This is a genomic window from Cupriavidus gilardii (assembly GCF_008801915.1).
In the GTDB taxonomy this organism is placed as follows: domain Bacteria; phylum Pseudomonadota; class Gammaproteobacteria; order Burkholderiales; family Burkholderiaceae; genus Cupriavidus; species Cupriavidus gilardii.
Window position 1 is genome coordinate 138881 of record NZ_VZOV01000008.1, and the last position, 25440, is coordinate 164320.

22 protein-coding genes and 1 riboswitch are annotated in these 25440 nt (G+C 69.2%); of the genes, 19 read left to right on the top strand and 3 right to left on the bottom strand.

Translation table 11 applies throughout. The features are described from left to right. The first annotated feature begins 65 nt into the window (after nucleotides 1-65). The 7 genes from thiC to F7Q96_RS12595 all read left to right on the top strand — a co-directional run bounded on the left by thiC (nucleotide 66) and on the right by F7Q96_RS12595 (nucleotide 7503). Entirely contained in the window at nucleotides 66-1964 is a 1899-nt protein-coding gene (gene thiC / locus F7Q96_RS12565; protein WP_053820922.1) for a phosphomethylpyrimidine synthase ThiC, read from the top strand. Between the two features lie 172 nt (nucleotides 1965-2136). Continuing rightward, nucleotides 2137-3333, top strand: coding sequence for an FAD-dependent oxidoreductase (locus tag F7Q96_RS12570; protein ID WP_053822947.1), 1197 nt, complete (start codon nucleotides 2137-2139; stop codon nucleotides 3331-3333). 131 nt (nucleotides 3334-3464) lie between these two features. Further along, complete coding sequence (gene thiS / locus F7Q96_RS12575; RefSeq protein WP_053820923.1) at nucleotides 3465-3662, top strand: sulfur carrier protein ThiS; 198 nt, start codon at nucleotides 3465-3467, stop codon at nucleotides 3660-3662. A 4-nt stretch (nucleotides 3663-3666) separates the two neighbouring features. Then, complete coding sequence (locus F7Q96_RS12580; protein WP_053820924.1) at nucleotides 3667-4494, top strand: thiazole synthase; 828 nt, start codon at nucleotides 3667-3669, stop codon at nucleotides 4492-4494. Then, nucleotides 4491-5660: a thiamine phosphate synthase gene (locus F7Q96_RS12585; protein ID WP_053820925.1), complete on the top strand. Its 1170-nt coding sequence runs from the start codon at nucleotides 4491-4493 to the stop codon at nucleotides 5658-5660. The genes F7Q96_RS12580 and F7Q96_RS12585 overlap by 4 nt, the downstream gene beginning before the upstream one ends. Nucleotides 5661-5825: 165 nt before the next feature. Then, nucleotides 5826-6584, top strand: a complete 759-nt coding sequence (locus F7Q96_RS12590) for a type IV toxin-antitoxin system AbiEi family antitoxin domain-containing protein (RefSeq protein WP_053820926.1) — start codon at nucleotides 5826-5828, stop codon at nucleotides 6582-6584. After that, nucleotides 6577-7503, top strand: coding sequence for a nucleotidyl transferase AbiEii/AbiGii toxin family protein (locus F7Q96_RS12595; protein WP_053820927.1), 927 nt, complete (start codon nucleotides 6577-6579; stop codon nucleotides 7501-7503). Before F7Q96_RS12590 ends, F7Q96_RS12595 begins: the two co-directional genes overlap by 8 nt. 37 nt (nucleotides 7504-7540) lie before the next feature. Here F7Q96_RS12595 and F7Q96_RS12600 read toward each other — a convergent pair whose 3' ends face one another. Further along, nucleotides 7541-9322, bottom strand: a complete 1782-nt coding sequence (locus F7Q96_RS12600) for a sigma-54 interaction domain-containing protein (RefSeq protein WP_212762855.1) — start codon at nucleotides 9320-9322, stop codon at nucleotides 7541-7543. Between the two features lie 220 nt (nucleotides 9323-9542). On the opposite strand from F7Q96_RS12600, the gene F7Q96_RS12605 reads away from it, so the two are divergent. The 6 genes from F7Q96_RS12605 (at nucleotide 9543) to F7Q96_RS12630 (ending at nucleotide 16493) form a co-directional block, all read left to right on the top strand. Further along, nucleotides 9543-11090 (top strand): acyl-CoA carboxylase subunit beta, encoded by a 1548-nt coding sequence (locus F7Q96_RS12605; protein ID WP_053820929.1) that lies wholly within the window; start codon nucleotides 9543-9545, stop codon nucleotides 11088-11090. A gap of 86 nt (nucleotides 11091-11176) precedes the next feature. Beyond that, nucleotides 11177-12181: a Bug family tripartite tricarboxylate transporter substrate binding protein gene (locus F7Q96_RS12610; protein ID WP_151022749.1), complete on the top strand. Its 1005-nt coding sequence runs from the start codon at nucleotides 11177-11179 to the stop codon at nucleotides 12179-12181. 4 nt (nucleotides 12182-12185) lie between these two features. After that, nucleotides 12186-14393 carry an acetate--CoA ligase family protein gene (locus tag F7Q96_RS12615; RefSeq protein WP_151022751.1) on the top strand — a complete coding sequence of 736 codons (2208 nt, stop codon included), beginning with the start codon at nucleotides 12186-12188 and terminating at the stop codon, nucleotides 14391-14393. After that, on the top strand, nucleotides 14390-15808 hold the full coding sequence (locus F7Q96_RS12620; RefSeq protein ID WP_151022754.1) for an acetyl-CoA carboxylase biotin carboxylase subunit: 1419 nt from the start codon (nucleotides 14390-14392) through the stop codon (nucleotides 15806-15808). Before F7Q96_RS12615 ends, F7Q96_RS12620 begins: the two co-directional genes overlap by 4 nt. Nucleotides 15809-15823: 15 nt before the next feature. After that, entirely contained in the window at nucleotides 15824-16036 is a 213-nt protein-coding gene (locus tag F7Q96_RS12625) for an acyl-CoA carboxylase biotin carboxyl carrier protein subunit (RefSeq protein ID WP_006580124.1), read from the top strand. Nucleotides 16037-16046: 10 nt separating this feature from the next. Then, on the top strand, nucleotides 16047-16493 hold the full coding sequence (locus F7Q96_RS12630; RefSeq protein ID WP_053820932.1) for a PaaI family thioesterase: 447 nt from the start codon (nucleotides 16047-16049) through the stop codon (nucleotides 16491-16493). Between the two features lie 49 nt (nucleotides 16494-16542). Here the strand turns inward: F7Q96_RS12630 and thiD are convergent, their stop codons facing one another. Next, nucleotides 16543-17370, bottom strand: coding sequence for a bifunctional hydroxymethylpyrimidine kinase/phosphomethylpyrimidine kinase (gene thiD, locus F7Q96_RS12635; RefSeq protein WP_053820933.1), 828 nt, complete (start codon nucleotides 17368-17370; stop codon nucleotides 16543-16545). A 120-nt stretch (nucleotides 17371-17490) separates the two neighbouring features. Continuing rightward, a riboswitch (S-adenosyl-L-homocysteine riboswitch) is annotated at nucleotides 17491-17585 on the top strand. A gap of 120 nt (nucleotides 17586-17705) precedes the next feature. Between thiD and ahcY the strand changes: the two genes are divergently transcribed. The 4 genes from ahcY to F7Q96_RS12655 all read left to right on the top strand — a co-directional run bounded on the left by ahcY (nucleotide 17706) and on the right by F7Q96_RS12655 (nucleotide 21342). Next, nucleotides 17706-19124 carry an adenosylhomocysteinase gene (gene ahcY / locus F7Q96_RS12640; protein ID WP_053820934.1) on the top strand — a complete coding sequence of 473 codons (1419 nt, stop codon included), beginning with the start codon at nucleotides 17706-17708 and terminating at the stop codon, nucleotides 19122-19124. Nucleotides 19125-19252: 128 nt separating this feature from the next. After that, a complete protein-coding gene (locus F7Q96_RS12645) occupies nucleotides 19253-19606 on the top strand; it encodes a phage holin family protein (RefSeq protein ID WP_006580075.1) in 354 nt (117 codons plus the stop codon). 49 nt (nucleotides 19607-19655) lie between these two features. After that, a complete protein-coding gene (gene metF / locus F7Q96_RS12650; RefSeq protein ID WP_053820935.1) occupies nucleotides 19656-20486 on the top strand; it encodes a methylenetetrahydrofolate reductase [NAD(P)H] in 831 nt (276 codons plus the stop codon). A 79-nt stretch (nucleotides 20487-20565) separates the two neighbouring features. Continuing rightward, nucleotides 20566-21342: a Mut7-C RNAse domain-containing protein gene (locus F7Q96_RS12655; protein ID WP_151022756.1), complete on the top strand. Its 777-nt coding sequence runs from the start codon at nucleotides 20566-20568 to the stop codon at nucleotides 21340-21342. Nucleotides 21343-21439: 97 nt separating this feature from the next. Here F7Q96_RS12655 and F7Q96_RS12660 read toward each other — a convergent pair whose 3' ends face one another. Next, a complete protein-coding gene (locus F7Q96_RS12660) occupies nucleotides 21440-22084 on the bottom strand; it encodes a 5-formyltetrahydrofolate cyclo-ligase (RefSeq protein WP_082371370.1) in 645 nt (214 codons plus the stop codon). A 149-nt stretch (nucleotides 22085-22233) separates the two neighbouring features. Here F7Q96_RS12660 and F7Q96_RS12665 point away from each other — a divergent pair, with 149 nt between their 5' ends. Together F7Q96_RS12665 and F7Q96_RS12670 are read left to right on the top strand one after the other, a co-directional pair. After that, a complete protein-coding gene (locus F7Q96_RS12665; RefSeq protein ID WP_151022758.1) occupies nucleotides 22234-24204 on the top strand; it encodes a lytic transglycosylase domain-containing protein in 1971 nt (656 codons plus the stop codon). A gap of 156 nt (nucleotides 24205-24360) precedes the next feature. Then, nucleotides 24361-25383, top strand: coding sequence for a complex I NDUFA9 subunit family protein (locus tag F7Q96_RS12670; RefSeq protein WP_053820936.1), 1023 nt, complete (start codon nucleotides 24361-24363; stop codon nucleotides 25381-25383). Nucleotides 25384-25440: the final 57 nt, after the last annotated feature.

Sequence of the window (25440 nt, forward strand, 5' to 3'; positions counted from 1 at the left end):
CCCCGAGGGACATGCTCACAGGACTCCTGGTTTCGTCCATCCCCCAAAGAGAGAGGACGATATCCATGGCCCGCAACAACGCCGCCCCCGCCGCATCCTTCGAATCGCTCGCCAGCGATCTCGACCAGAAGTTCGCCTACCCCGCATCGAACAAGACCTACCTGACCGGCAGCCGCCCGGACATCCGCGTGCCGATGCGCACCATCCTGCAGACCGCCACGCGCACCGAGCACGGCGAGATGCCGAACCCGCCGATCCCGGTCTACGACACCTCGGGCCCGTACAGCGACCCCGACGTGCGCATCGACCTGAAGGCCGGCCTGCCGCCGGTTCGGGCCAAATGGATCGAGGAACGCGGCGATACCGAGGTGCTGCCGGGCCTGTCGTCCGAGTACGGCCGCGCACGGGCCAACGATCCGGCCACCGCGCACCTGCGTTTCGCGCAGCTGACCAATCCCCGCCGCGCCAAGGCCGGCGCCAATGTCACGCAGATGCACTACGCCCGCCGCGGCATCGTGACGCCGGAGATGGAATACGTGGCGCTGCGCGAATCGCTGAACCTGCAGGCGCTGTACGACAAGCCCGAGTACAAGGCGCTGCTGCGCCAGCATCCCGGCAATGCGCTGGGTGCCGGCCTGCCGCTGCGGCCGGAGGACATCACGCCCGAATTCGTGCGCCAGGAAGTGGCCGCGGGCCGCGCGATCATCCCCGCGAACATCAACCACACGGAGCTCGAGCCGATGATCATCGGCCGCAATTTCCGCGTGAAGATCAACGGCAACCTGGGCAATTCGGCGGTGACCTCGTCGCTGGCCGAGGAAGTCGAGAAGATGGTCTGGTCGATCCGTTGGGGCGCCGACACGATCATGGACCTGTCCACCGGCAAGCATATCCATGAGACGCGCGAATGGATCCTGCGCAATTCGCCGGTGCCGATCGGCACGGTGCCGATCTACCAGGCGCTGGACAAGACCGGCGGCATCGCCGAGGACCTGACCTGGGAGATGTTCCGCGACACGCTGATCGAGCAGGCCGAGCAGGGCGTGGACTACTTCACGATCCACGCCGGCGTGCTGTTGCGCTATGTGCCGCTGACCGCCGACCGCGTGACGGGCATCGTGTCGCGCGGCGGCTCGATCATGGCGAAATGGTGCCTGGCCCACCACAAGGAAAACTTCCTGTACACGCACTTCGACGAGATCTGCGAAATCATGAAGGCCTATGACGTGTCGTTCAGCCTCGGCGACGGCTTGCGTCCGGGCTGCATCGCCGACTCGAACGACGAGGCGCAGTTCGGCGAGCTGCGCACGCTGGGCGAGCTGACCGCCAAGGCGTGGAAGCACGACGTGCAGGTGATGATCGAAGGCCCGGGCCACGTGCCGCTGCAGCGCATCCAGGCCAACATGGACGAGGAGCTCAAGCACTGCTACGAGGCCCCGTTCTATACGCTCGGACCGCTGGTCACCGACATCGCTCCCGGCTACGACCACATCACCAGCGGCATCGGCGCGGCCAATATCGGCTGGATGGGCACGGCGATGCTGTGCTACGTCACGCCGAAGGAGCACCTGGGCCTGCCGGACAAGGAAGACGTGCGCGAGGGCATCATCACCTACAAGATCGCCGCGCATGCCGCCGATCTGGCCAAGGGCTGGCCCGGCGCGCAGCTGCGCGACAACGCGCTGTCGAAGGCGCGCTTCGAGTTCCGCTGGGAGGACCAGTTCAACCTGGGCCTCGATCCGGAACGCGCGCGCTCCTTCCACGATGCGACGCTGCCCGCCGAAGGCGCCAAGATCGCGCACTTCTGCTCGATGTGCGGTCCGAAGTTCTGCTCGATGAAGATCACGCAGGACGTGCGCGACTACGCCGCCTCGCTGAAGTCCGACGAGGCCGCGGCAGCGGAGCGCGGCATGCAGGAAAAGTCGATCGAGTTCGTCAGCAAGGGCGGCAAGATCTACTCGTAAATTGACTGGCGAAAGCCGGCCCGTCGTTCCCGCGCATGCGGGAATCGGGCGCCTTCTTCTCGCTGCGGCGAGAGCGGGACGCTGGCCCCCGCGTGCGCGGGGGCGGCGGAGCGGCTTCCTTTCGAATTCGATGTACCCGGGCCGCCCGCGGCCGGGCTGGCACAATACACCCATGAAACAGCAGTTTGACGTCGCCATTCTCGGCGCCGGCCTGGCCGGACGCCTGGCCGCCTGGCGCCTGGTCCGCAGCGGCCAGCGCGTGGCCCTGGTCGAACGCGCCGGTCCCGATGGCGCGGGCGCGGCCGCCCATGTCGCCGCCGCGATGCTCGCGCCGCTGGCCGAATCGGCCATCAGCGAGCGCCGCATCGTCGAGCTCGGCATCGCCAGCGTGGACCTGTGGCGCGCATGGGTGGCCGACCTGAACGCCGAACAGGCGGACGAGCCCACCGCGGTCGACCCGGTCTTCTTCCAGCAGGACGGCACGCTGGTGGTCTGGCACGCCCACGACCGCGGCGAGATGCCGTTGTTCACCAGCCGCATTCGCGCCGTGTCGCCGCCGGAACTGGTTGCCGAGCGTCTGCGCCGGCTCGACGCGGCCGGCATCGCGTCGCTGGAGCCCGCGCTGGCGGGCCGCTTCCAGCAAGGGCTGCTGCTCGAGGGCGAGGGCCAGCTGGACAACCGCGGCACGCTGCGCGCGCTGCTGGCCTGCGCGGTTTCCGCCGGCGTCCATTGCGTCTGGGAAGCGGGCGAGATCGACGAGCGCGATCTGCCGCGGCTTGGCATCGACGCGCGCGTGGTGCTCGATTGCCGCGGCCTGGGCGCGCGTGCCGCGTGGCCCGCCGAGGGGGCCATCGGCGGGGGCGGGATGCCGGGCCTGCGCGGCCTGCGCGGCGAGGTGGTGCGCGTGTTCGCGCCCGAGGTTTCGCTGCACCGGCCGGTGCGGCTGCTGCATCCGCGTTACCCGATCTATATCGCGCCCAAGCCCAATCATCTGTACGTGATCGGCGCCACCGAACTGGAAAGCGAGGACGACTCGCCGATGAGCGTGCGCTCGGCGCTGGAGCTGCTGTCGGCCGCGTATTCGCTGCATCCGGCCTTCGGCGAGGCGCGCGTGCTCGAGCTGAACGTGCAGCGCCGGCCCACGCGTCCCGATCATCTGCCCGCCGTGCGGGTCGACGAGGAGGCGCGCGTGGTGCGCCTGAACGGCCTGTACCGGCATGGCTTCCTGATCGCGCCGGCGGTGGTCGAGGCGGCCTGCGAAGTCGTGCGCGCGCTGGCCGACGGCGATCCCGCTGCGCATGCGGTACCCGCGTCGGCGCGCTGGCCGGGCATGATCGCGCCCGTGCATGGCAATGCGGTGCTGCATTGATGCCAGCCTCGAGGCCCTCCCGCGCGACGCCATCCCGCGCCGCTGAATCCGACGCCACCGCGCAAGGCGTTCGTTCGTCGAGCGTCGCCTTGCCCGGCTCCTCCCAATCGATGACACACGCGCTGAACACCATGGAAATCCTGCTCAATGGCAAGCCGCTGGCGCTCGATGCGCCGGCCACGCTGGCCGACGCGGTGGCCGCGGCGCAGATCCCGCCACCGTTCGCCGCGGCGCTGAACGGCCGCTTCGTGCCGCGGGCCGCGCATGCGGACACGCCGCTGTCCGCCGGCGACCGCATCGATCTCGTGCAACCCGTTACCGGAGGCTGATCCCATGACCTTCCCGACCCAGGATGCCGTGCGCGATCCCTTCGTGCTCTACGGCGAATCGTTTTCCTCGCGCCTGCTGCTCGGCACGGCGCGCTATCCGTCTCCGGCGACGCTGCAATCCGCGGTCGAAGCCTCGAAGCCGGCCATGCTGACGGTGGCGCTGCGCCGCCAGGGCGCGGTCGGCGACGGCGAGGGCGGCCAGGCCTTCTGGCAGATGCTCAAGTCGATGCAGGTGCCGGTGCTGCCCAATACCGCCGGCTGCATGGCGGCGCAAGAAGCCATCACCACCGCGATGATGGCGCGCGAGGTGTTCGAGACCGACTGGATCAAGCTGGAGCTGGTCGGCGACGACTACACGTTGCAGCCCGACACGCTGAACCTGCCGGCGGTGGCCGAGACGCTGATCAAGGAAGGGTTCAAGGTGCTGCCGTATTGCACCGAGGATCTGGTGCTGTGCCGCCGCCTGCTGGACGCCGGCTGCCAGGCGCTGATGCCGTGGGCCGCGCCGATCGGCACCGGCAAGGGCGCGGTCAATCCGCATGCGATGCGGGTGCTGCGCGACCGCCTGCCGGACACCCCGCTGATCGTCGACGCGGGCCTGGGCCTGCCGTCGCATGCGGCGCAGGTGCTCGAATGGGGCTACGACGGCGTGCTGCTGAACACCGCGGTGGCACAGGCGGCCTATCCGATCGAGATGGCGCGCGCCTTCGCGCGTGCCGTCGAAGCCGGGCGCCTGGCCTATCTGGCCGGACCGATGCCCGAGCGCGAGATCGCGCAGGCCAGCACGCCGGTGGTCGGCATGCCGTTCTGGCACGCACAGGAGCACGCATGACGCGCCAACCGACGCCGATGCCGCTCGATACGGCGCTGCAATCCGCACTGGTCGCGCGCCATGGCGAAACCTTCGGCGTGGCCGACCGCGGCTGGCGCGCCTGGCGGCTGCAGGATACGCTGCATGCCGATGTCGCCGAGACGCTGAGCCAGACGGATCTGCTGCTGGCGGACGGCGAGCTCGATGCCGCGACGCTCGAACGCGTCGCCGCACGCGGCGCGATGCTGATCCAGACCGAGCGCGAGGGCGGCCAGTGGATCGACACGGTGCGCTCGCCGATGGGGACCTGGGTGTTTGCCACGCGGGCCGACGCCAACGACGATGCCGCGCAGTCGCCGGCCTTCGTCGCCACGCTGCTCGCCGCGCTGGCGCTGCATTTCCCGGCGCACGACGCGCTGTGCCTGGCGCGCGCCTGGCGGCCCGGCTCGCTGGACTGGCCCGCCGAATTCTCGCGCTTCCCGCGCGTGCGGCACGCCGCGCTGGTCGCGCCCGAGCAGTCGGCCGAACCGTTCGTGCCATGCCCGGCGCGCCTCGGCCTCTACGCCGTGGTGCCGACCGCCGACTGGATCGAACGGCTGGTACCGCTCGGGGTGCCGACCGTGCAGCTGCGTTTCAAGTCCGACGACGCCGCCGCGGTGCGCGAGCAGATCGCCCGCTCGGCGCTCGCCGCGCGCGGCAGCCGCAGCCGGCTGTTCATCAACGATCATTGGCGCGCCGCGCTGGACTACCACGCCGCGCACGGCAACGACAGCGCGGGCAGCGGCATCTACGGCATCCACCTGGGCCAGGAAGACCTGGACGAAGCCGACCTGGACGCGCTGCGCGCCTCCGGCCTGCGGCTCGGCGTTTCCACGCACGGCTACGCCGAGATGCTGCGCGTCGCGCCGCTGCGCCCCAGCTACCTGGCGCTCGGCGCCATCTTTCCGACCACCACCAAGGTGATGCCGACCCAGCCGCAAGGGCTGGGACGCTTTTACGCCTATGCCCGCCTGATGCGCGAGCAGGTGCCGGCGCTGGTCGGCATCGGTGGCGTCGACGCGGGCAACCTGCCGCAAGTGCTGGAAGCGGGCGTTGGCAGCGCGGCCGTGGTGCGCGCGATCACCGAGGCGGCCGACGTGCCGGCGGCGGTGGCGCGGCTGATGGCGGCGTTCGGGCAGGCTGGTTGAAGCGCCGGGCGGCACCGTGCTGTCCGCCACGCTCATGGGGGCAGTGCCTCATGCGCCGCGCCCTTTGATTAGATTTTGCTCCAGAAATACATCAAGGTGCTAATTGTTCCGCCCGTGCTAATCGGGTTTGCCGCAAGTGTTTAGATATGGTGCTATTCTTCAACGATGGTTGAAGTTTCTCGCTACCAGATAATCAAACGCTTGCAGACCGGTCTGCACCGGGGGGCGCCGTTCAGCCTTGCGACATTGCGGGAATTGGGCGTGTCGCCTCAACTTGCCGCGCGCTATGCCGATGGCGGCTGGCTGGTTCGCCTTGCCCAAGGCGTCTATGCCTTCCCGAACGATGACTTCGGCATCGATGGCTCGCTACGTTTCCTGCAACGGCAAGTGCCCGGCTTCCACGTAGGCGGCAAGACGGCTCTGGCCTGGCAAGGCATGCGACACAACCTGGGGCCCCGCGAAGCCATCGTCGTTTGGGGCGATGCCCGTTTTTCGCTTCCGGAGTGGTTCACCGCGCGACATCCTGCTCGCTATGTGCACGCGCGCCTGTTCGATTGGCCGGATCGCGCATTGGCCGATCGAACGCTGATGACTCCGCCCGGCATGTCGAACGGCGTCAGCGTGTCGGCTCCCGAACGTGCCGCACTTGAGATGCTTTACGAGGTGGGTGTTAAGCAAGGCCTTGAGGAGGCGCGTAACGTCTTCGACGTCTTACGCTCCCCTCGCAAGGACCTGCTCGGACGATTGCTATCGTGCTGTACCAGCGTCAAGGCCGTTCGCCTCTTTTTGACGTGGGCCCGAGAGACCGAACTGGTCGACGTCGATGCCCTGCTGGCCCAGTATCCGGTGCGCTCAGGCAGCAACAAGCGATGGATCAGCCGTCTCGACGACGGTACGTTGCTCAGCCTGAAGCCCCATGGATAACGCCTACGCCAATACTGTCCGTCTCCTGCTTGCCGTTGCTCCCACGGTTTTCGCCAGCGACCTGTTCGCCATGAAGGGGGGCACTGCCATCAATCTGTTCGTCCGCGATATGCCTCGCCTCTCCGTGGACATCGACGTGGTCTACCTTCCGCGCGACGTGCTGAGAGAGGACGCGATGCTTGCCATCCATCGCGAACTGACTGCTATCGCGCAACGCGCGGCGGCGCTTGGCTTTCGCACGAGGATGATCGGCGCACGCGATCAGCGCGAAACCAAGCTCATCGTCGACAACGACATCAGCCAGGTGAAGGTCGAGGTCAACCTGGTATTTCGTGGCACCGTGCTGCCAGTCGAGCGACGAGCGTTGAGCGCAAGGACCGCCGATCTCTTCGGTGTCGAGTTTGACGTGCCGATTCTCGCCACCGATGAGCTCTACGCCGGCAAACTGGTGGCTGCGCTGGACAGGCAGCATCCTCGTGACCTCTTCGACGTATGGCGGCTGTACGAATCGGGTGGGATCACGGACGGCATGGTGGAGTGCTTCGTGACCTATGTCGCCGGCCACAATCGGCCCATCCATGAGGTGCTGTTCGGCAACGACAAGGAAATCAGTGGCGAGTATCACCGCGCCTTTATAGGCATGACGGAGGTCGACTGCTCCCTGAAGACACTGATCGATACCCGGATACGGCTGAAGGACGAACTGCCAAGGCGGCTGAGCGAGCGGCACAGGCGGTTCCTGATCGGGCTATCCCGAGCCACGCCGGACTGGGCGCTGCTCGAGTGCAGACATGTCGCGGAACTGCCGGCATTGCGATGGAAACTCGGCAATCTGGAAACCTTTCGCCAGCGGCGCCCCGCGGAGTTTGCAAGGCAAGTGGAATTGCTCGAAGCGGCGTTCGTCGCGCAAGGGCATTGAATTGTCGCGGCGCCACGGCAAGGGTCACCGTGGCCCGCTATCGATTCGCTCCATCACCCGTCCCCCGCGCCAGCAACGTGTACAAATGCGAGCGCGAAATTCCCAGCGCCTGCGCGGCGCGTTTCTTGTTGCCGCCATGGTCGGCGATGGCCTTGAGCGCGGCTTCGTAAGCCAGTTCCCGCAGCGCGGCGGGGCGGGAAGGCGGCGTGGTCGCAATGGCCGTCGGTGTCTCGCCGCGCGGCTCGTCTTCCCCCTCGTGATCGGCATAGCTTCGCGCCAGCGGGTGCGGCGCGGCGTCGGCCGCCAGGGCCGCCGTCGCGCTTTCGTCGCCGCGGGCAAAGTCGGCCACGCGCAGGCGGCCGCCGTCGCAGAACACCAGCGCTTCCTCGATCTTCTGCCGTAGCTGGCGGATATTGCCGGGCCATGGCCGTTCGGCCAGGTGGCGGGGCACCGCGCTGTCGATGGTGGGCACCGGTACGTTGTTGCGCTGGCAGAAGGCCTGCACGAAGTGCTGCAGCAGCGCGGGGATGTCCTCGCGGCGCTGGCGCAGCGCCGGGATGCGCAGCACCACGCCGCTCAAGCGGTAGTACAGGTCCAGCCGAAAGCGGCCGGCGTCGATCAGCGCCTGGATGTCGCGGTTGGTCGCCGCCACCAGCCGGAAGTCGATGCGGCGCGCCTGCCGGCTGCCGATGCGCTCGACCAGGTGGTCCTCGAGCACGCGCAGCAGCTTGACCTGCATCTCCATCGGGATATCGGCGACCTCGTCGAGAAACAGCGTGCCGCCGGCCGCCTGTTCCAGCTTGCCGGCCTGGCCCTGGCGGCGGCTGCCGGTGAAGGCGCCGGCGGCGTGGCCGAACAGTTCCGACTCGATCAGCGTGGCCGGCAACGCGGCCAGGTTCAGGCTGACCAGCGGCTTGCCGTCGCGCGTGTCGCCGCCGTCGCGCTGGCTCGCCTCGTGGATCGCCCGCGCGACGAGCTCCTTGCCGGTGCCGCTTTCGCCCAGGATCAGCACCGGCACGTCGAGCCGTGCCACCGTCTCGATCTCGCGCCGCAGCCGCTGCATCGGCGCGCTGTCGCCGATCAGCCGGCCGGGGCCGCCGCGCAGATCGTCCAGCGCGCGCCGGTAGTGCGCGACCTGCGAACGCAATTCGCTGACCTCCTTGTGCATTCGCGCGATCGCCTCGGGTTCCTTGAACAGGACCTGGCCGATCGCGCCGACCACCTCGCCGTGCTGGACGATCGGGATGCGGTTGACCACGCGCGTGACGCCGTTCATCCGCTGCAGCTGCCCGATCTCGGCCTTGCCGGTGGCCGCGACCTGCGGCAGCCGCGAGTTGGGAATCACGCGCTCGGCGGGCTGGCCGATGCCCTCGCCCGTGCGCAGCCCGAGAAAGCGCTCGTGCACCGGGCTGATATAGCGCATGCGGCCGTCGCGGTCCGCCACGGTGATCGCCTGATACGGGTTGGTGATGAAGTGCTCGAGGATGGCGCCCGCAAACGGCACGGCGCCGAGGAAATCGAACAGCGCGGTGGCACTGCCAGGACGGTGCAGCAGCACCAGCTTCGTGGTGCCGTCGTCCAGCGCCAGCGCGATATGGCGCGTTGCCTCGGCGCCGGGCGCGGCCACCTCGAACAGATACGGGCGGATGCCGGCCTCTTCATCGGCGAAGGGGCGGGCAGCCCCTGCGGCGTCGGAATCGGTGGCCTGGGCCAGCGCGGCCAGCGCAGCGCGGGCCAGTGCGTCGTCGCGCGCGATGCCGCTCGCCGTGGCGACGTGTCCGTCCCGGCCGATCACCAGCGCGCCCACGGCGTCCGGCATGCGGGGCGATGTCCCGGTGTGTGTCTTCAATGACGACAAAGGCTGTCTCCATGGCGGACATCGAAGTGTCCGGATGTGTCGTTATTGCGGACACCGTAGCAGCCGCCGGCTTCGCGTGCAAGCTTTTCCGCAAGCAAATCAAGGGTTTGCGGCGGCCGCGCGGCCTGGCACGGTTGCTGCGCTTGTGGCCTCCACAGCAACGAGCAACAGGAGACAACGCGTGTCGTGGCAACCCGAAATCGATGAACTGGCCTACCGCCGCCAACTGGCGGCCCAACTCGGCGGGCCGGACAAGGTCCAGCGGCACAAGGACGCCGGCAAGCTGACGGTACGGGAGCGCATCGATGCGCTGGCCGACCCCGGCTCCTTCCATGAGGTCGGCAGCCTGACCGGCAGCGGCCAGTACGACGGCAACGGCCGGCTGGTCGGCTTCACGCCGGCCAATCTGGTGATGGGCCGCGCCCGCGTCGATGGCCGCCCGGTGGTGCTGGTGGGCGACGACTTCACCGTGCGCGGCGGCGCCAACGATGGGGCGGTCGGCGACAAGCTGGTCCACGCCGAGAAGATGGCGCGCGATCTGCGGCTGCCGATGGTGCGGCTGGTCGACGGCACCGGCGGCGGCGGCTCGGTGCGCAATATCGAGACCAAGGGGCATACGCTGATTCCGACCATGAAGGTGTGGCAGCACGTGGTCGAAAACATGTCGCTGGTGCCGGTGGTGTCGCTGGCGCTGGGCTCGGTAGCCGGCATGGGCGCCGCGCGGGTTGCGGCCAGTCACTACTCGCTGATGGTCAAGGAGACCTCGCAGCTGTTCAACGCCGGCCCGCCGGTGGTGGCGCGCATTGGCCAGCACCTGACCAAGAACGAGCTGGGCGGCAGCCATATCCACACGCGCAACGGCGTGGTCGACGACGAGGTCGCCAGCGAAGAAGAAGCGTTCGCCCGCGCCCGCCAGTTCCTGTCGTACCTGCCGACCTCGGTGTTCGAGCTGCCGCCGAGGGCCGAGCCCACCGACGATCCGGCGCGCCGGGACGAATGGCTGCTGTCGGCGATCCCGCGCGACGGCCGCGCCGTCTACAAGATCCGCCCGATCGTGCAGACGCTGGTCGACTCGGGCTCCTTCTTCGAGATCGGCCGGCATTGGGGCCGGGCCATCGTCACGGGCCTGGCGCGCGTGGACGGCTGGCCGGTCGCGGTGGTGGCCAGCGACCCGTACTACTACGGCGGCGGCTGGGACAGTGCCACCGCGGAGAAATTCACGCGCTTCGTCGACATGGCCGAGGCCTTCCATCTGCCGGTGATCAATCTGGTCGACATCGCCGGCTTCCAGATCGGACTCGAGGCCGAGAAGGCGGGAACGATGCGCTACGGCGTGCGCGCGCTGGCCGCCGTCTATCAGGCCACGGTGCCGTGGTGCTCGGTGATCCTGCGGCGCGCCTACGGTGTCGCCGCCGCGGCGCACCAGCATATGGGCCGCTTCAACTTCCGCTATGCCTGGCCTTCGGGCAACTGGGGCTCGCTGCCGATCGAGGGCGGGCTCGAGGTCGCCTACAAGGCCGAGATCGGAGGCGCCGACGATCCGGTGCAGAAGCGCGCCGAGATCGAGCAGCGCGTGCGCAGCCTGACCTCGCCGTTCCGCAGCGCGGAGGCCTTCGTCATCGAGGACATCATCGATCCGCGCGATACGCGGGCGCTGCTGTGCGAGTTCGCCAACCTGGCGGCGCCGCTGCGCGAGGCCGGCGTGCGCAAGTTCGGCATCCGGCCATGAGGCGGGGCTGCGGCACGCCGGCGGCAACGACAACGCCGCGCACAAAGACAACGACAACAACGACAGCCAACATCAAGGAGACCATCATGAATCGAACCCACCGGCCCATACGCCAAACCACGCTGGCGCTGACCGTCCTCGGTGCCATGGCCGCCGTATCGGCCATCATGCCGGGCACCGCCGCCGCGCAGGAGAACTGGCCGTCCAAGCCGGTCACCATCATCGTGCCGTTCCCGGCCGGCGGCATGACCGACGTGCTGGCGCGCCGCATCGCCAAGGACATCGCCGTCGATCTGAAGCAGCCCGTCGTGGTCGAGAACCGTGCCGGCGCCAGCGGGCAGATCGGCACCGAGATGGTCGCGCGCGCCAAGCCCGACGGCTACACGCTGCTGGTCTCGGCAACGCACCACGTGATCAACCCCGCGGTGCGCGGCTCGCTGCCGTACGACGCGGCGAAGGACTTCACGCCGATCGCGCTGCTGGCGACCACGCCCAACGTGCTGGTCGTCAACAACAACATCCCGGCCTCGACGCTGCCCGAATTCCTGGCCTATGCGAAGAAGCAGAAGGAGGGGCTGTCGTTCGGCTCGTCGAGCATCGGCGGCGCGACCCACATGTCCGGCGAGCTGCTGAAGCTGATGACCAAGGCGCCGATGGTTCATATCCCGTACAAGGGCGCTACGCCCGCGATGGCGGACCTGCTCGGGGGGCAGATCCCGGCGCTGTTCCACGATGCGATGACGATGGCGCCGTACGTCAAGGACGGCAAGGTCAAGGCGATCGGCATGACCTCGGCCAGGCGCAGCGACGCGCTGCCGAATGTGCCGACCATCGCCGAGCAAGGCGTGGCCGGCTACGAGGCGACCACGTGGATCGGCTTCTACGGGCCCGCCAATCTGCCCCGGCCGATCGTCGACCGGCTCAACCGCGAGGCGGTCAAGAGCATGAACGCGCCCGACTCGAAGGCCAGCCTCGCGCAATCGGCCACCACGCCGGGCACGATGTCGGCCGAGCAGTTTGGCGGCTTCGTGCAGGCCGAGCTCGCCAAGTGGAAGCGCGTGGCCAGCGAAGCCAAGGTCAAGGTGGAATGACGCGATGACCGATCTCCATGCCAATCCCGCGGCGCCGGCCGACGACGGCAGCGCGCTGCTGTCGCTGCTGTCGCCGCGTTCGGTCGCCGTGCTCGGCGCCTCCGACAACACGGTCAAGGCCGGTGGCCGGCCGATCGACTACATGCGGCGGCACGGCTTTGCCGGCGCGATCTATCCGGTCAATCCGAATCGCGCGACGATCCAGGGGCTGGCCGCCTATCCGTCGCTCGACGCGTTGCCGGCCGCGCCCGACCTGGTCGTCATCAGCGTGCCCGGTGCGGAGGTCGAGCAGGCCATCGAACGGTGCCTGGCAATCGGCGCGCGCGGCGCGGTGATCTATTCGTCGGGCTTCGCCGAACTGGGCGAGGCCGGCGCGGCGCAGCAGCGGCGGCTGGTCGAGCGCGCGCGTGCCGGCGGGCTGCGGCTGTTCGGTCCGAACACGCAGGGGCTGGCCAATTTCGCCAGCGGCGCGATCGCGCATTTCTCGACGATGATCAACGAGGAGGCCGGCCAGGACGGTCCGGTCGCCATCGTCAGCCAGAGTGGCGCGGGCTCGGCCATCGTCTATGGCGGGCTGCGCCGCAACGGCATCGGCGTGCGCTACATGGTCGCCACCGGAAACGAGGCCGACGTCAGCGCCGCCGAGGTGGTGCGCGCGGTGCTGCACGACGAGCAGGTGCGCGTGGTGCTGCTCTATATCGAGTCGCTGCGCGACCCGCAGGTGCTGGCGCAGGCCGCGCGGCTGGCGCACCGGCGCGACGTGCCGATCCTCGCCGTCAAGGCGGGGCGCACGCGCTCGGGACAGTTGACCGCAAGTTCGCACACCGGCGCGCTGGCCGGCGAGGACGCGCTCGCCGATGCCTTCCTGCGCCGGCATGGCATCGTGCGCGTGGCGGACTTTCGCGAGCTGGCCGAGTACTGCCAGGTCTTCGTCGGCGGCCAGCGGCCGCGTGGCGATGGCGTGGTGGCGATCAGCAATTCGGGCGCGACCTGTGTGCTGGCGGCCGATGCCGCCGAGGACGAGGGCCTGCGCCTGGTCGAGTTCGACGCCGCCGGCACCGAGGCCCTGCGCGCCGTGCTGCCGAGCTACGTCAGCGCGCGCAATCCGATCGACATGACGACGGCGCTGCTGGGCCAGCCGCAGATCTTCGGCCGCACGCTGGACGCGGTGGCCGCGCGCGGCGCCGCCGACATGATCCACGTCGGCTTTCCGATCGGCGGCGAAGGCTATGACTTCGACGACTTTTCCGCGCAGACCGGGCGCTTTGCCTCGGCCAGCGGCGTGCCGGTCGTGGTCAGCGCCAATCAGCAATGGGTGGCGCAGGCCTTCCGCCGGCATGGCGTGCCGGTGTTCGACAGCGAGCGCGCCGCCATGCGCGCGCTGGGGCTGCTGTCGCGCTATGTGCGGGCGCGTGCCGCGGCGCTGGCGGCACCGGCGGCGGTATCGGCTGTATCGGCGGTGTCGGCGGTGTCGGCCTCGGATGCCGATGCGGCGGCATCGACCACCACCACGCTCGACGAAGTACAAAGCCTGGCGCAACTGGCTGCGGCTGGCCTGCCGACGGTCGCCCATCGGTTGTGCCGCGACCGCGAGCAGGTGCGGCGCGCCGTCGCCGAGCTGGGTTTGCCGGTGGTGGCCAAGGGCGTGTCGGCGTCGATCACGCACAAGTCCGAGTACGGGCTGGTGCGCCTCGGCCTCGACAGCGAGGAGCGCGTGCTGGCCGCCTTCGACGAACTCGATGCGAGGCTGGCCACGCTGGCGGCCGAGCAGGGCGTCGAGCATGGCGGCGTGCTGATCGCGCGTCAGCACAAGGGGGCGTTCGAACTCGCGGTCGGCGCGCATCGCGATCCGGTCTACGGACCCGTCGTCATGATCGGGCAGGGCGGCGTGCTGGTCGAGGCGCTGGACGACGTGCAGTTCCTGCCCGCGCCGTTCTCGGCCGGGCAGGCGCGCGAGGCCATCTCGCGCCTGCATATCGCGCGGGCCTTCGGTGCGGTGCGCGGCATGCCGGCGGTCGATGTCGAGCGGCTTGCGGCGATGCTGGTGCGGCTGGGGGACTGGTTCGCCGGCAGCGCGGCCGGCAGCGAGCGCGACGAGCGGACCGAGTCGGTCGATGCCAACCCGGTGATCGTGCCGCGCGGCGACGTCGCCCCGGTCATCGTGGATGCCGTGGTGGTCCGCAACGCCGCCAGCGAGGGGACCAAGCGATGACGCCGAAATTGCAGATCCGTCCGCTGCGCCGCGTGCTGGTCGCCAACCGCGGCGCGGTGGCCGCCCGTATCCTGCGCGCGCTGAACGCGCAGGGCATCGAGTCGATCGCGGTCTATTCCGACGCCGATGCCGAAGCGCCCTACCTGCAGCAGGCCACGGTACGCGTGCGGCTGGGCGAGGCCGCGCCGCTGCAGAGCTATCTGAACCAGGACGCGCTGCTGCAGATTGCGCGCGAGCATGCGGCCGACGGCGTGCACCCGGGCTACGGCTTCCTGTCGGAGAACGCCGGCTTTGCCGAGCGCGTCGAGGCGGCGGGACTGTGTTTCATCGGCCCGTCGTCGCGCTGGATCCGCCGGCTCGGCCACAAGACCGAGGCGCGCGCGCTGATGGCGACCCACGGCATGCCGATGACGCCGAGCAGCGCCGTGCTGCCCGACGATCCGGAGGTCGTCGCCAGGGCCGCCGCGCGCATCGGCTATCCGGTGCTGATCAAGCCGGCCGGTGGCGGCGGCGGCATCGGCATGCTGCCGGCACGCGACGACAGCGAACTGGCCGCGGCATGGCAGCGCGCGCGCTCGGTCGCGCAGCGCAGCTTCGGCCAGGCCGAGCTGTATCTGGAAAAGCTGATCGAGCGGCCGCGCCATATCGAATTCCAGGTGCTGGCCGACCGCTACGGCGGCGTGCGCGTGCTCGGCGAGCGCGACTGCTCGGTGCAGCGGCGCCATCAGAAGGTCATCGAGGAAGCGCGAGCCCCCAACGTGCCGGCCGACGAGATCGACACGATGGCCAGGCGCCTGGCGACGCTGCTGGCGACACTGGGCTACGACGTGATCGGCACCGTCGAGATGCTGTACACGCCGTCGACCGGCTTCGTCTTTCTCGAGCTCAATACTCGCCTGCAGGTCGAGCATGCGGTCACCGAGCAGGTCACCGGCATCGACATCGTCGCGGCGCAGTTGCGGCTGGCCCGCGGCGAGCCGATCGAGGCGGTGCTGCCGACGCCGGTGCGCTTGCGCGGCCATGCGATCGAGGCGCGCGTCTATGCGGAGGATCCGGTGCGGTTCCTGCCGTCGCCCGGTCCGCTGGCCGTGTATCGACCGCCGGCGGGCGAGGGCGTGCGGGTCGAGACCGGCTATGCGCAGGGCGGCCGTGTCACCTCCTACTACGACCCGATGCTCGCCAAGGTGATCGCCACCGGCGCCGATCGCGCCCAGGCGATCGCGCGGCTGCGCGCGGCGCTGGACGCCTTCGCCATCGAGGGCGTCAAGACCAATCTTCCCTTTATCCAGCAGGTGCTGGACGACGACGATTTCATCGCCGGCCGCATCGATACCGGCCTCGCCCAGCGCGTGCTGGCCGGCGGCACGAAGTCTGCCGCCGCGGCGCCGGCGGCCGCATCCACCCTGACATCCTGATCCCCGGAGTCCCCCATGAAGCAAATCGAAGCGGCCGTCGCCGGCCATGTCTGCGCCGTCGACGTGCAAGTTGGCGCTACCATTGCGGCCGGCGATGCCGTGATGACCATCGAGTCGATGAAGATGGAAATCCCGCTCGAGTCCGAGCAGGCCGGCGTCGTCAAGGCCATCCTGGTGCAACCCGGCGATGCGGTCGCCGAGGGCCAGGTCGTGATCGAACTCGAGTAAGGAAGTGGTTTTGGAAAGCAGTGCGCAAATTGTCCCGGTCGCGCCGGGCACGGCCGAAAAGCCCTATTTCGGCATCGACGTCCCGCTGATGCGGCATCTGGGCCTGCAGCCCGTCCATATCGAGGACGGGCTGTGCCAGACGCGGCTGCCCGCGCATCCGGCCCTGGTCAACAGCCGTGGCGATGTGCATGGCGGCACGCTGATGGCGGTGCTGGACTTCACGCTGAGCGGCGCGGCGCGCTCGCATGCGCCGCTGGAGACCGGCGTGATCACGATCGACATGTCGACCCACTTCCTGGCCGCCGCGCGCGGCGAGCTGACGCTGGAGGCGCGTTGCATGCGGCGCGGCGCGCGCATCGCGTTCTGCGAGGGAGAGGTCAAGGACGCCGCCGGCAACGTCGTGTGCGTGGCGCGGGCGGCGTTCAAGCTGGTGCCGCTGGCGGCCGGGGGGAATTGAGACGCCGGGCAGAGGCGAGCCGGCCTCCAGCGGCCTCTCCCCGATCCCTTCAGCCCAGCACCCGCGGCGCGAAGCCGTGGTTCAACGGGCCGTTGCCGGCCCCCAGCCGCAGGTCCGCGCCGGCCGCGATGGCCTGGGCGACGAAGTCCAGCGCGGTGCCGACCGCCTGCTCCAGCGCATCGCCGCGCGCCAGTTGCGAGGCAATCGCGGCGGCCAGCGTGCAGCCGGTGCCGTGCAGGTTGCGGGTATCGATGCGCGGATGGCTGAAGACCCGCACGCTGCCGTCGGCATGCATCAGCAGGTCGTCCAGGCTGCCTTGCTCCCCGGTTTCCGCCAGATGCCCGCCCTTGAGCAGCACCGCCTGGCAGCCCAGTTCGATCAGTTCCTGTGCGGCGCGTTCCATGTCGGCACGGCGCGTGACCGGCCGGCCCAGCAGGTAGGAGGCCTCCGGCAGGTTGGGCGTGACCAGCAGCGCGCGCGGGAACAGCAGCCGCACCATTGCCTGCGCCGTGGCGTCGTCCGACAGCGTCGCGCCGGAAGTGGCCACCATCACCGGATCGACCACCAGCTTGCGTACGCCGTGGCGGTCCACCGCGGCGGCCACCGCCTCGACGATCGCCGCCGTACCGAGCATGCCGGTCTTGGCGGCGTCGATGCCGATATCGCCGGCCACTGCGTCGATCTGCGCCGTCACCATCTCCGCCGGGATCGCATGCACGCCGGTCACGCCGAGCGTGTTCTGCGCCGTGATCGCGGTGATCGCGCTCATGCCGTAGCAGCCAAGCGCGGCGAAGGTCTTCAGGTCGGCCTGGATGCCGGCGCCGCCGCCGGAGTCGGAACCGGCGATGGTCAGGGTACGCGGGGGAAAGGCGGTCATAACGAGTCGAAAGACGAGGTCCGGGACGGCCGGCGGAGGGGCGCCGGCCCAGTCCGGACCTGCCAGAAAAGAATTCGGAGAGCGGCACACCGTCGCCGCGCAGGGCAGGTACAATACCGCCACTCCGAGGAGCGTTGCAACGGACGGCGCGCGGGCCCAACCCCGCATTCTGCCATCCGCCAGGCTCGGAATGTCTTCAACGGCGCTCGCTGAACCGTGGTTCGCACGGTGGCGAGTCGACCTATCCGCACGCTGCACCCACCCTTGGGCATGCAGCCGTTCCGGATCCCGTCCCCCTCCCGTCACCGGCGTGCCACTCTTCGACGGAGTGAAACATGAACGCTGTGACCGATCTCAAGAATGATTTCGTGGTGGCGGACATCGGCCTGGCCGGCTGGGGCCGCAAGGAAATCGCCATCGCGGAAACCGAAATGCCCGGCCTGATGGCGATCCGCGAGGAATTCGCCGCCAGCCAGCCGCTCAAGGGCGCCCGCATCGCCGGCTCGCTGCACATGACGATCCAGACCGCGGTGCTGATCGAGACGCTGAAGGCGCTCGGCGCCGACGTCCGCTGGGCCTCGTGCAATATCTTCTCGACCCAGGACCACGCCGCGGCCGCGATCGCCGCCTCCGGCACGCCGGTATTCGCCTTCAAGGGCGAATCGCTGAAGGAATACTGGGACTTCACCCACCGCATCTTCGACTGGGCCGACGGCGGCACGCCGAACATGATCCTGGACGACGGCGGCGATGCCACGCTGCTGCTGCACCTGGGCGCGCGCGCCGAGCGCGATCCGTCGGTGATCGCCAACCCCGGCAGCGAGGAAGAGACCTTCCTGTTCGCCGCGATCAAGGAAAAGCTGGCCAAGGATCCGGGCTGGTACAGCCGCAACCTGGAAGCGATCCGCGGCGTCACCGAGGAAACCACCACCGGCGTGCACCGCCTGTACCAGATGGCCCAGAAGGGCGAACTGCGCTTCCCGGCGATCAACGTCAACGACTCGGTCACCAAGAGCAAGTTCGACAACCTGTACGGCTGCCGCGAATCGCTGGTGGACGGCATCAAGCGCGCCACCGACGTGATGATCGCCGGCAAGGTCGCGGTGGTGTGCGGCTACGGCGATGTGGGCAAGGGCAGCGCCCAGGCGCTGCGCGCGCTGTCGGCGCAGGTGTGGGTCACCGAGGTCGACCCGATCTGCGCGCTGCAGGCCGCGATGGAAGGCTATCGCGTGGTGACGATGGAATACGCGGCCGACAAGGCCGACATCTTCGTGACCTGCACCGGCAACTACCATGTGATCACGCACGACCACATGGCGAAGATGAAGGACCAGGCGATCGTCTGCAATATCGGCCACTTCGACAACGAGATCGACATCGCCTCGCTGGAGAAGTACCAGTGGGACGAGATCAAGCCGCAGGTGGACCACGTGATCTTCCCCGACGGCAAGAAGCTGATCATCCTGGCCAAGGGCCGTCTGGTGAACCTGGGTTGCGCGACCGGCCATCCGTCGTATGTGATGAGCAGCTCGTTCGCCAACCAGACGCTGGCGCAGATCGAACTGTGGCAGGAACGCGATAGCGGCAAGTACCCGGTCGGCGTCTACACGCTGCCCAAGCACCTGGACGAGAAGGTCGCGCGCCTTCAGCTCAAGAAGCTCAACGCGCAGCTGACCGAGCTGACCGACCAGCAGGCCGCGTATATCGGCGTGTCGAAGGAAGGCCCGTACAAGGCGGATCACTACCGGTATTGAACACGGCCGATCCGTGCCGGAGCCGGTCGACATGTCGACGGCGTGCTCCCTCTCCCGCGTGCGGGAGAGGGGAGGCAAACCCGGGCCCGGAATGTCGTTTTGTTGAATCCGACACTCAAGGAGTAGCCATGAGATTGCTGGCGGTATGGATCATCAACGCGCTGACGCTGTTCGCGATCAGCGCGGTGGTCGACGGCATCGAAGTGCGGGGCTTCGGCTCGGCGATGATCGCGGCGGCGGTGCTGGCCATCATCAATACGCTGATCCGGCCGATCCTGGTGCTGCTGACGCTGCCGGTCACGCTGCTGACGCTGGGCCTGTTCATCTTCGTGATCAACGCGCTGCTGTTCCTGTTCGTCGGCAATCTGCTGTCGGGCTTCACCGTGTCGGGCTTCTGGACCGCGCTGCTCGGTTCGCTGCTGTACAGCGTGATCTCGACCCTGCTGGCCGGCCTGCTGCTGCGCGACCGCGAAGCGGCCTGACGCCGGGCGCTCCTCCTTCCAGCGCCGCCTCGACGGCGGCGCCACCATCATGCAAGACCGCTACTACAGCTTCGAGTTTTTCCCGCCCAAGACGCCGGAGGGCCGGGAAAAGCTGCGCAATACCCGCGCACAGCTGGCCCCGCTGGGGCCCAAATACATCTCGGTGACGTTCGGCGCCGGCGGCACCACGCAGCAGGGCACGCTCGACGCCGTGCTGGAGATCCAGCGCGACGGCATCGACGCCGCGCCGCATCTGTCCTGCGTCGGCTCGACGCGCGAGGGCATCCGCGAGATCCTGCGCACCTACCGCGACAACGGCATCCGCCATATCGTCGCGCTGCGCGGCGACATGCCGTCGGGCATGGGCGAGATCGGCGAATTCCGCTATGCCAACGAACTGGTCGAGTTCATCCGCGCCGAGACCGGCGACTGGTTCCAGATCGAGGTGGCCGCCTATCCGGAGTACCACCCGCAGGCGCGCTCGCCGCGGCACGATCTCGAGAACTTCGTGCGCAAGGTCAAGGCGGGCGCCGATTCGGCGATCACGCAGTACTTCTTCAACGCCGACGCGTACTTCCGCTTCGTCGACGACGTGCGCGCGCTCGGCGTGGACGTGCCGATCGTGCCGGGCATCATGCCGATCACCAACTACGCGCAGCTGATGCGCTTCTCCGAGATGTGCGGCGCCGAGGTGCCGCGCTGGGTCGCCAAGCGGCTGGAGAGCTTCGGCGACGACCGCGAGGCGATCCGCGCGTTCGGGCTGGACGTGGTCACCGCGCTGTGCGAGCGGCTGCTGGCCGGCGGCGTGCCGGGCCTGCATTTCTACACGCTGAACGCGGCCGGCGCGACCAAGGCGATCTGGCAGCGGCTGAAGCTGTAAGGCTGCCCTGCCGTAGTACGCCGACCGCGATGGCGGCCATGGGGGCGGAAGCTGCGCCCCCGATGGCATACTGTGCCGCATGGTTACCGCCACGTTCCGCTTCTACGAGGAGCTGAACGATTTCCTCCCCCCGGCGATGCGCGGACGGGACTGGTCCTGTCCGTGCGCCCGCGCGGCCACGGTCAAGCACATGATCGAGGCGCTCGGGGTGCCGCACACCGAGGTGGAACTGATCCTGGTCAACGGCGAGTCGTGCGGCTTCGACCGCGTGCTGGCCGACGGCGACCGGGTCTCGGTCTACCCGACGTTCGAGGCGCTCGACGTCACGCCGCTGCTGCGGCTGCGGCCGGCCCCGCTGCGGGTCACCCGCTTCGTCGCCGACGCCCACCTCGGCGGTCTCGCCGCGCTGCTGCGGCTGACCGGCTACGACACCCTCTACGACAATCACTTCGACGATCGCGAGATCGAGACCATCGCTGCCGGCGAGGGCCGCATCGTGCTGACGCGCGACCGCGAGCTGCTCAAGCGCAGCAGCATCACGCACGGCTGCTATGTGCGCGCGCTCAAGCCGCAGGCGCAGCTGCGCGAGATCTTCGCCCGGCTGGACCTGCGCCGGCAGGCGCGGCCGTTCTCGCTGTGCCTGAGCTGCAATGTGCCGCTGCGCGCCGCCTCGAGCGAAGAGGTGGCCGGCCGCGTGCCGCCCGCCGTGCTCGAGCGGCACGAGCGCTTTTCGACCTGCGAGGCCTGCCGGCGGGTGTTCTGGGAAGGGTCGCACTGGCGCCGGATGCGGGCGCTGGTCGATTCGCTGATGCTGCCGGAAGGGACGGCCGACGCGCGCGACGCGGCGGACTGCTGACGACGTCCCGATTGCCGCCATGTCGTTCCCGCGAAGGCGGGAACCCAGCGTCTTCCGCAGTCGCCGGGCCCGCGCGTGCGCGGGGACGACGCAGGCGTCAGAACCGCCCGGCCTCGGTCACCATCCAGTCCATCGGGATATCGTGCGCGGCCGGCGCCAGCGCGATCCGGCAGTCTTCATAGCCGATGCCGATCGCCACCGGCTTGCCGGGCAGCGCGGCCAGCGTGCGGTCATAGAAGCCGCCGCCGTAGCCCAGGCGGAACTTCTCGGCACTGAAACCGACACAGGGAATCAGCAGCGCGTCGGGCGTCACCGCAGCCGTGCCGTCGGGCACCGGGATGCCGTAGCGGCCTTCGCGCATCGGCGTGTCGGGCGTCCAGCGGTGGAAGTCCAGCGGCACGCCGGGCCGGCTGACTGCCGGCAGCGCGGCGTCGCGCCCCGCGGCGGCGGCCAGCCAGCGCGCCACCAGGGCGCGTGCGTCGAATTCCTGCTGGATCGGCCAGTAGAACCCCAGGCAACGCACCGGCAGCCAGTCGAGCAGCGCGGCCAGCTCGGCCTCGATGCGCGCGTCCAGCCGCGCCCGCTGCGGCAGGCTCGCGCGGCGCGCCAGCAGCGCGGCGCGCAGCGCCCGGCGTTCGGCGGCGGCGTCGTCCGACGGAGACGACGTGGAGGACGACGCTTGCGGCGACGTTTGCGGCGACGTTGGCGGGGAATCGAGCGGACCGGGCGGTGCGTTGGTCATGAGGGGCAGAAATACGTGCCGAAGCGGGGCGTTAGTCCCGGATCGGCCGGTGTGAAGTGCGTGTGATAATGTCCGCGGACTATTGGTTTTCAAGCGGTTCGGCAGCCACATCCAGCGCCGGCCGGGCCGCCACAACAAGGAAAGACAGGATGCGCAACGGAGTATATCGGCAGCGTGCGGGACAGTTCGCATTGACCGCGATCGCCACCGCCTTGAGTTTGACGCTGCTGGCAACGCCGGCCGCCGCGCAGAAGCGAACGGTATCGTCGAACGGGCAGGGCGCCGCATCGACGATGATCCCGAGCGATCCGGACGACGCCTTCCGGGCGCTGCGCGATGCCGCCCGCAAGAACGACGTGGCGCGCGCCTACGCGATCTCGGCCACGCTGGTCGACTACCCGGTGCCCTCGTACGTCGAATACTTCCGCATCAAGCCACAGCTGTTCGACGCCAGCGGCCTGGCGCGCATCGACGCGCCCGACGACGAGGTGCGCGCCTTCCTGCAGCGCTACCAGGGCGAGGCGATCGCCGACCGCATGCGCAACGACTGGCTGCTGGTGCTGGGCAAGCGGCGCGACTGGGCCAACTTCGACGCGCAGTATCCGCAGTTCGTGCTGAAGGACGATACCCAGGTCGAGTGCTATGCGTTGCTCTCGCGCGCACTGAAGGGCCAGAACGTCGCCGCCGAGGCGCGCGCGCTGCTGACCGAGCCGAAGAACTATGGCGAGGGCTGCGTCGACCTGATCGGCTATCTGTACCAGAGCCGCCAGATCACGCGCGCGGACGTCGCCTTCCAGGCCCGCACCGCACTGGAGCAGAACTACACCACGCTGGCCGGACGCATCGCGGCGACCGTGCCGGACGGCGCCGTCGACGGAGATACGCTGGCCACGGTGGTCAAGATGGCGCGCAACGATCCGGCCCAGGCCGCCGCCTACCTGACTGCCAGCTCGGGCAGCCTGTCGCGCGACGAGCAGGGCGCGGGCTGGGGCGTGGTCGGGCAGTTCGCCGCCAAGAAGCTGCTGCCGGAGGCGGCGGGCTACTACCGCCGTCAGGTCGAGCTCGGCGGCAACCAGTGGCTGTCGACCGAGACGCAGGAGTGGCGCGTGCGCGCGGCGCTGCGCCAGGGCGACTGGAAGCTGGTGCGCCTGGCGATCGAATCGATGCGCCCCGAATTGCGTACCAAGGATCCGGCCTGGACCTACTGGCTGGGCCGGTCGCTGGCCGAAGCGGGCCGCAACGACGAGGCGCGTCAGCAGTACCAGGCCATCGCCAGCGGCTTCCATTTCTACGGCCAGCTCGCCAGCGAGGAGCTGGGCCAGCGCATCACGCTGCCGGCGCGTACCCAGGTCAGCGATGCCGAGGCCATGGCAATGCGCACGCGCCCCGGCTTCCAGCGCGCCAAGGCGTTCTACGACATGGACCTGCGCTTCGAGGGCAACCGCGAGTGGAACTGGGAGCTGCGCGGCATGAGCGACCGCGAGCTGCTCGCCGCCGCCGAGTACGCACGCCGCATCTCGCTGCTGGACCGCACCGTCAACACGGCCGACCGCACGCAGGCACAGCATGACTTCTCGCTGCGCTTCCTGATGCCGTTCCGCGACATCATGCAGCGCGCCACCGACCAGGCGGGCCTCGACATGGCCTGGGCCTACGGCATCATCCGGCAGGAGTCGCGCTTCATCATGAACGCACGCTCGTCCGCCGGCGCGCACGGCCTGATGCAGGTGATGCCGGCCACCGCCAAGTACGTGGCCCGCAAGATCGGCATGACGGACTTCACGCCGTCGATGATGAGCGATCCGAACGTCAACATCCTGCTCGGCACCAGCTACATGAGCATGGTGCTGACCGACCTGGACAGCTCGCAGACGCTGGCCTCGGCGGCCTACAACGCCGGCCCGGGCCGGCCCAAGAGCTGGCGCACCAGCCTGTCGCGGCCGGTCGAGGGCGCGATCTTCGCCGAGACCATTCCGTTCACGGAGACGCGAACCTACGTCAAGAATGTGCTCTCCAACGCCACGTACTATGCTGCATTGATGCACGGACATCCGCAGTCGCTGAAGGCACGGCTGGGTACGGTGGTGCCGTCGCAGGTCACTACCACCAGCCTGCCCTGACGGCGCTGCGACCGTGCCCCGAGCCAGCCCTGCCGGGGCGCCTCGGGGCGAGATGTCCGCCGCTGCCTTGACGCAGCATCGAACGCACAGCATCGAACGCTGGGTCGAAACCCGCCGCGGCAGCCGTGCCGCGGCCACCGTGCCACGGAGGACATCATGCTGACGAGCAATGTACTGGTGATCGGCGGTTCGGGCTTTATCGGCAGTCATCTGGCCGCACGCCTGTCGGGCGTGGCCAACCACAGCAACGCGCCGCTCGAACACGCGACGGTGGTCATCCCGCCGATGGACCCCGAGCGGATCGTGGTGGCGACGCGCAACGAGGACAACGCGCGCGACCTGCTGGCGTTGCCGCGGGTCGAGATCGCGGTGCTCGATGTCGCCGACGAGACGGCGCTCGACAGCGCGATCGGTTCGCTGGGCATCGACGGCATCGTCGTCAATCTGGTCGGCGTGCTGCATGGCGGGCGTGGCGATCCCTACGGGCCGGGGTTTGCCGCCGCCCATGTCGAACTGCCGCGCCGGCTGGTCGAGTCGATGCGGCGCACCGGCGTTCGCCGGCTGCTGCATATGAGCGCGCTGGGCGCCGACAGCGCGGGCCCATCGATGTATCTGCGCAGCAAGGGCGACGGCGAGCGCGTAGTGCGCGAGAGCGGGCTGGACTGGACGATCTTCCGCCCCTCGGTGGTGTTCGGACCCGACGATCATTTCCTCAACCTGTTCGCCAGCATGCAGCGGCTCGCGCCGGTGGTGCCGCTGGCCTGCGCGCAGGCGCGCTTCCAGCCGGTGTTCGTGCAGGACGTCGCGCAGGCGATGGTCAATGCGATGGCGACCCCGGCCACGATCGGCCGCTGCTACGAACTCGGCGGCCCGCGGGTCTATACGCTCGAAGAGCTGGTGCGCTTCGCCGGCGAGGCCTCCGGCCATCCGCGGCCGGTGCTGCCGCTGCCCGACGCGCTGGCACGCCTGCAGGCGGCCGTGCTCGAACACATGCCGGGCGGTCCGGTGATGTCGCGCGACAACCTCGATTCGATGCGGCTGGACAATGTGCTGGGCGGCCCCATGGCGCCGGAGCTGGGCGTGCATCCGACCAGCCTGGAGGCGGTGATGACCGAGGCGCTGTCGGGCGGAAGGGAGACGCGGCTGGAGGCGCTGCGGTCGAGCGTGCATCGGCGGTGAGGCAGCGGACCCACCGCGCCTATGTGACCCAGATTGACACTGCTTGCGAGCCCAATT

Coding starts and splice junctions, on each gene's coding strand:
- thiC (WP_053820922.1), top strand. CDS start 66: ATGGCCCGCAACAACGCCGCCCCCGCCGCATCCTTCGAATCGCTCGCC.
- F7Q96_RS12570 (WP_053822947.1), top strand. CDS start 2,137: ATGAAACAGCAGTTTGACGTCGCCATTCTCGGCGCCGGCCTGGCCGGA.
- thiS (WP_053820923.1), top strand. CDS start 3,465: ATGGAAATCCTGCTCAATGGCAAGCCGCTGGCGCTCGATGCGCCGGCC.
- F7Q96_RS12580 (WP_053820924.1), top strand. CDS start 3,667: ATGACCTTCCCGACCCAGGATGCCGTGCGCGATCCCTTCGTGCTCTAC.
- F7Q96_RS12585 (WP_053820925.1), top strand. CDS start 4,491: ATGACGCGCCAACCGACGCCGATGCCGCTCGATACGGCGCTGCAATCC.
- F7Q96_RS12590 (WP_053820926.1), top strand. CDS start 5,826: ATGGTTGAAGTTTCTCGCTACCAGATAATCAAACGCTTGCAGACCGGT.
- F7Q96_RS12595 (WP_053820927.1), top strand. CDS start 6,577: ATGGATAACGCCTACGCCAATACTGTCCGTCTCCTGCTTGCCGTTGCT.
- F7Q96_RS12600 (WP_212762855.1), bottom strand. CDS start 9,322: ATGCCGGACGCCGTGGGCGCGCTGGTGATCGGCCGGGACGGACACGTC.
- F7Q96_RS12610 (WP_151022749.1), top strand. CDS start 11,177: ATGAATCGAACCCACCGGCCCATACGCCAAACCACGCTGGCGCTGACC.
- F7Q96_RS12615 (WP_151022751.1), top strand. CDS start 12,186: ATGACCGATCTCCATGCCAATCCCGCGGCGCCGGCCGACGACGGCAGC.
- F7Q96_RS12620 (WP_151022754.1), top strand. CDS start 14,390: ATGACGCCGAAATTGCAGATCCGTCCGCTGCGCCGCGTGCTGGTCGCC.
- F7Q96_RS12625 (WP_006580124.1), top strand. CDS start 15,824: ATGAAGCAAATCGAAGCGGCCGTCGCCGGCCATGTCTGCGCCGTCGAC.
- thiD (WP_053820933.1), bottom strand. CDS start 17,370: ATGACCGCCTTTCCCCCGCGTACCCTGACCATCGCCGGTTCCGACTCC.
- ahcY (WP_053820934.1), top strand. CDS start 17,706: ATGAACGCTGTGACCGATCTCAAGAATGATTTCGTGGTGGCGGACATC.
- F7Q96_RS12645 (WP_006580075.1), top strand. CDS start 19,253: ATGAGATTGCTGGCGGTATGGATCATCAACGCGCTGACGCTGTTCGCG.
- metF (WP_053820935.1), top strand. CDS start 19,656: ATGCAAGACCGCTACTACAGCTTCGAGTTTTTCCCGCCCAAGACGCCG.
- F7Q96_RS12655 (WP_151022756.1), top strand. CDS start 20,566: ATGGTTACCGCCACGTTCCGCTTCTACGAGGAGCTGAACGATTTCCTC.
- F7Q96_RS12660 (WP_082371370.1), bottom strand. CDS start 22,084: ATGACCAACGCACCGCCCGGTCCGCTCGATTCCCCGCCAACGTCGCCG.
- F7Q96_RS12665 (WP_151022758.1), top strand. CDS start 22,234: ATGCGCAACGGAGTATATCGGCAGCGTGCGGGACAGTTCGCATTGACC.
- F7Q96_RS12670 (WP_053820936.1), top strand. CDS start 24,361: ATGCTGACGAGCAATGTACTGGTGATCGGCGGTTCGGGCTTTATCGGC.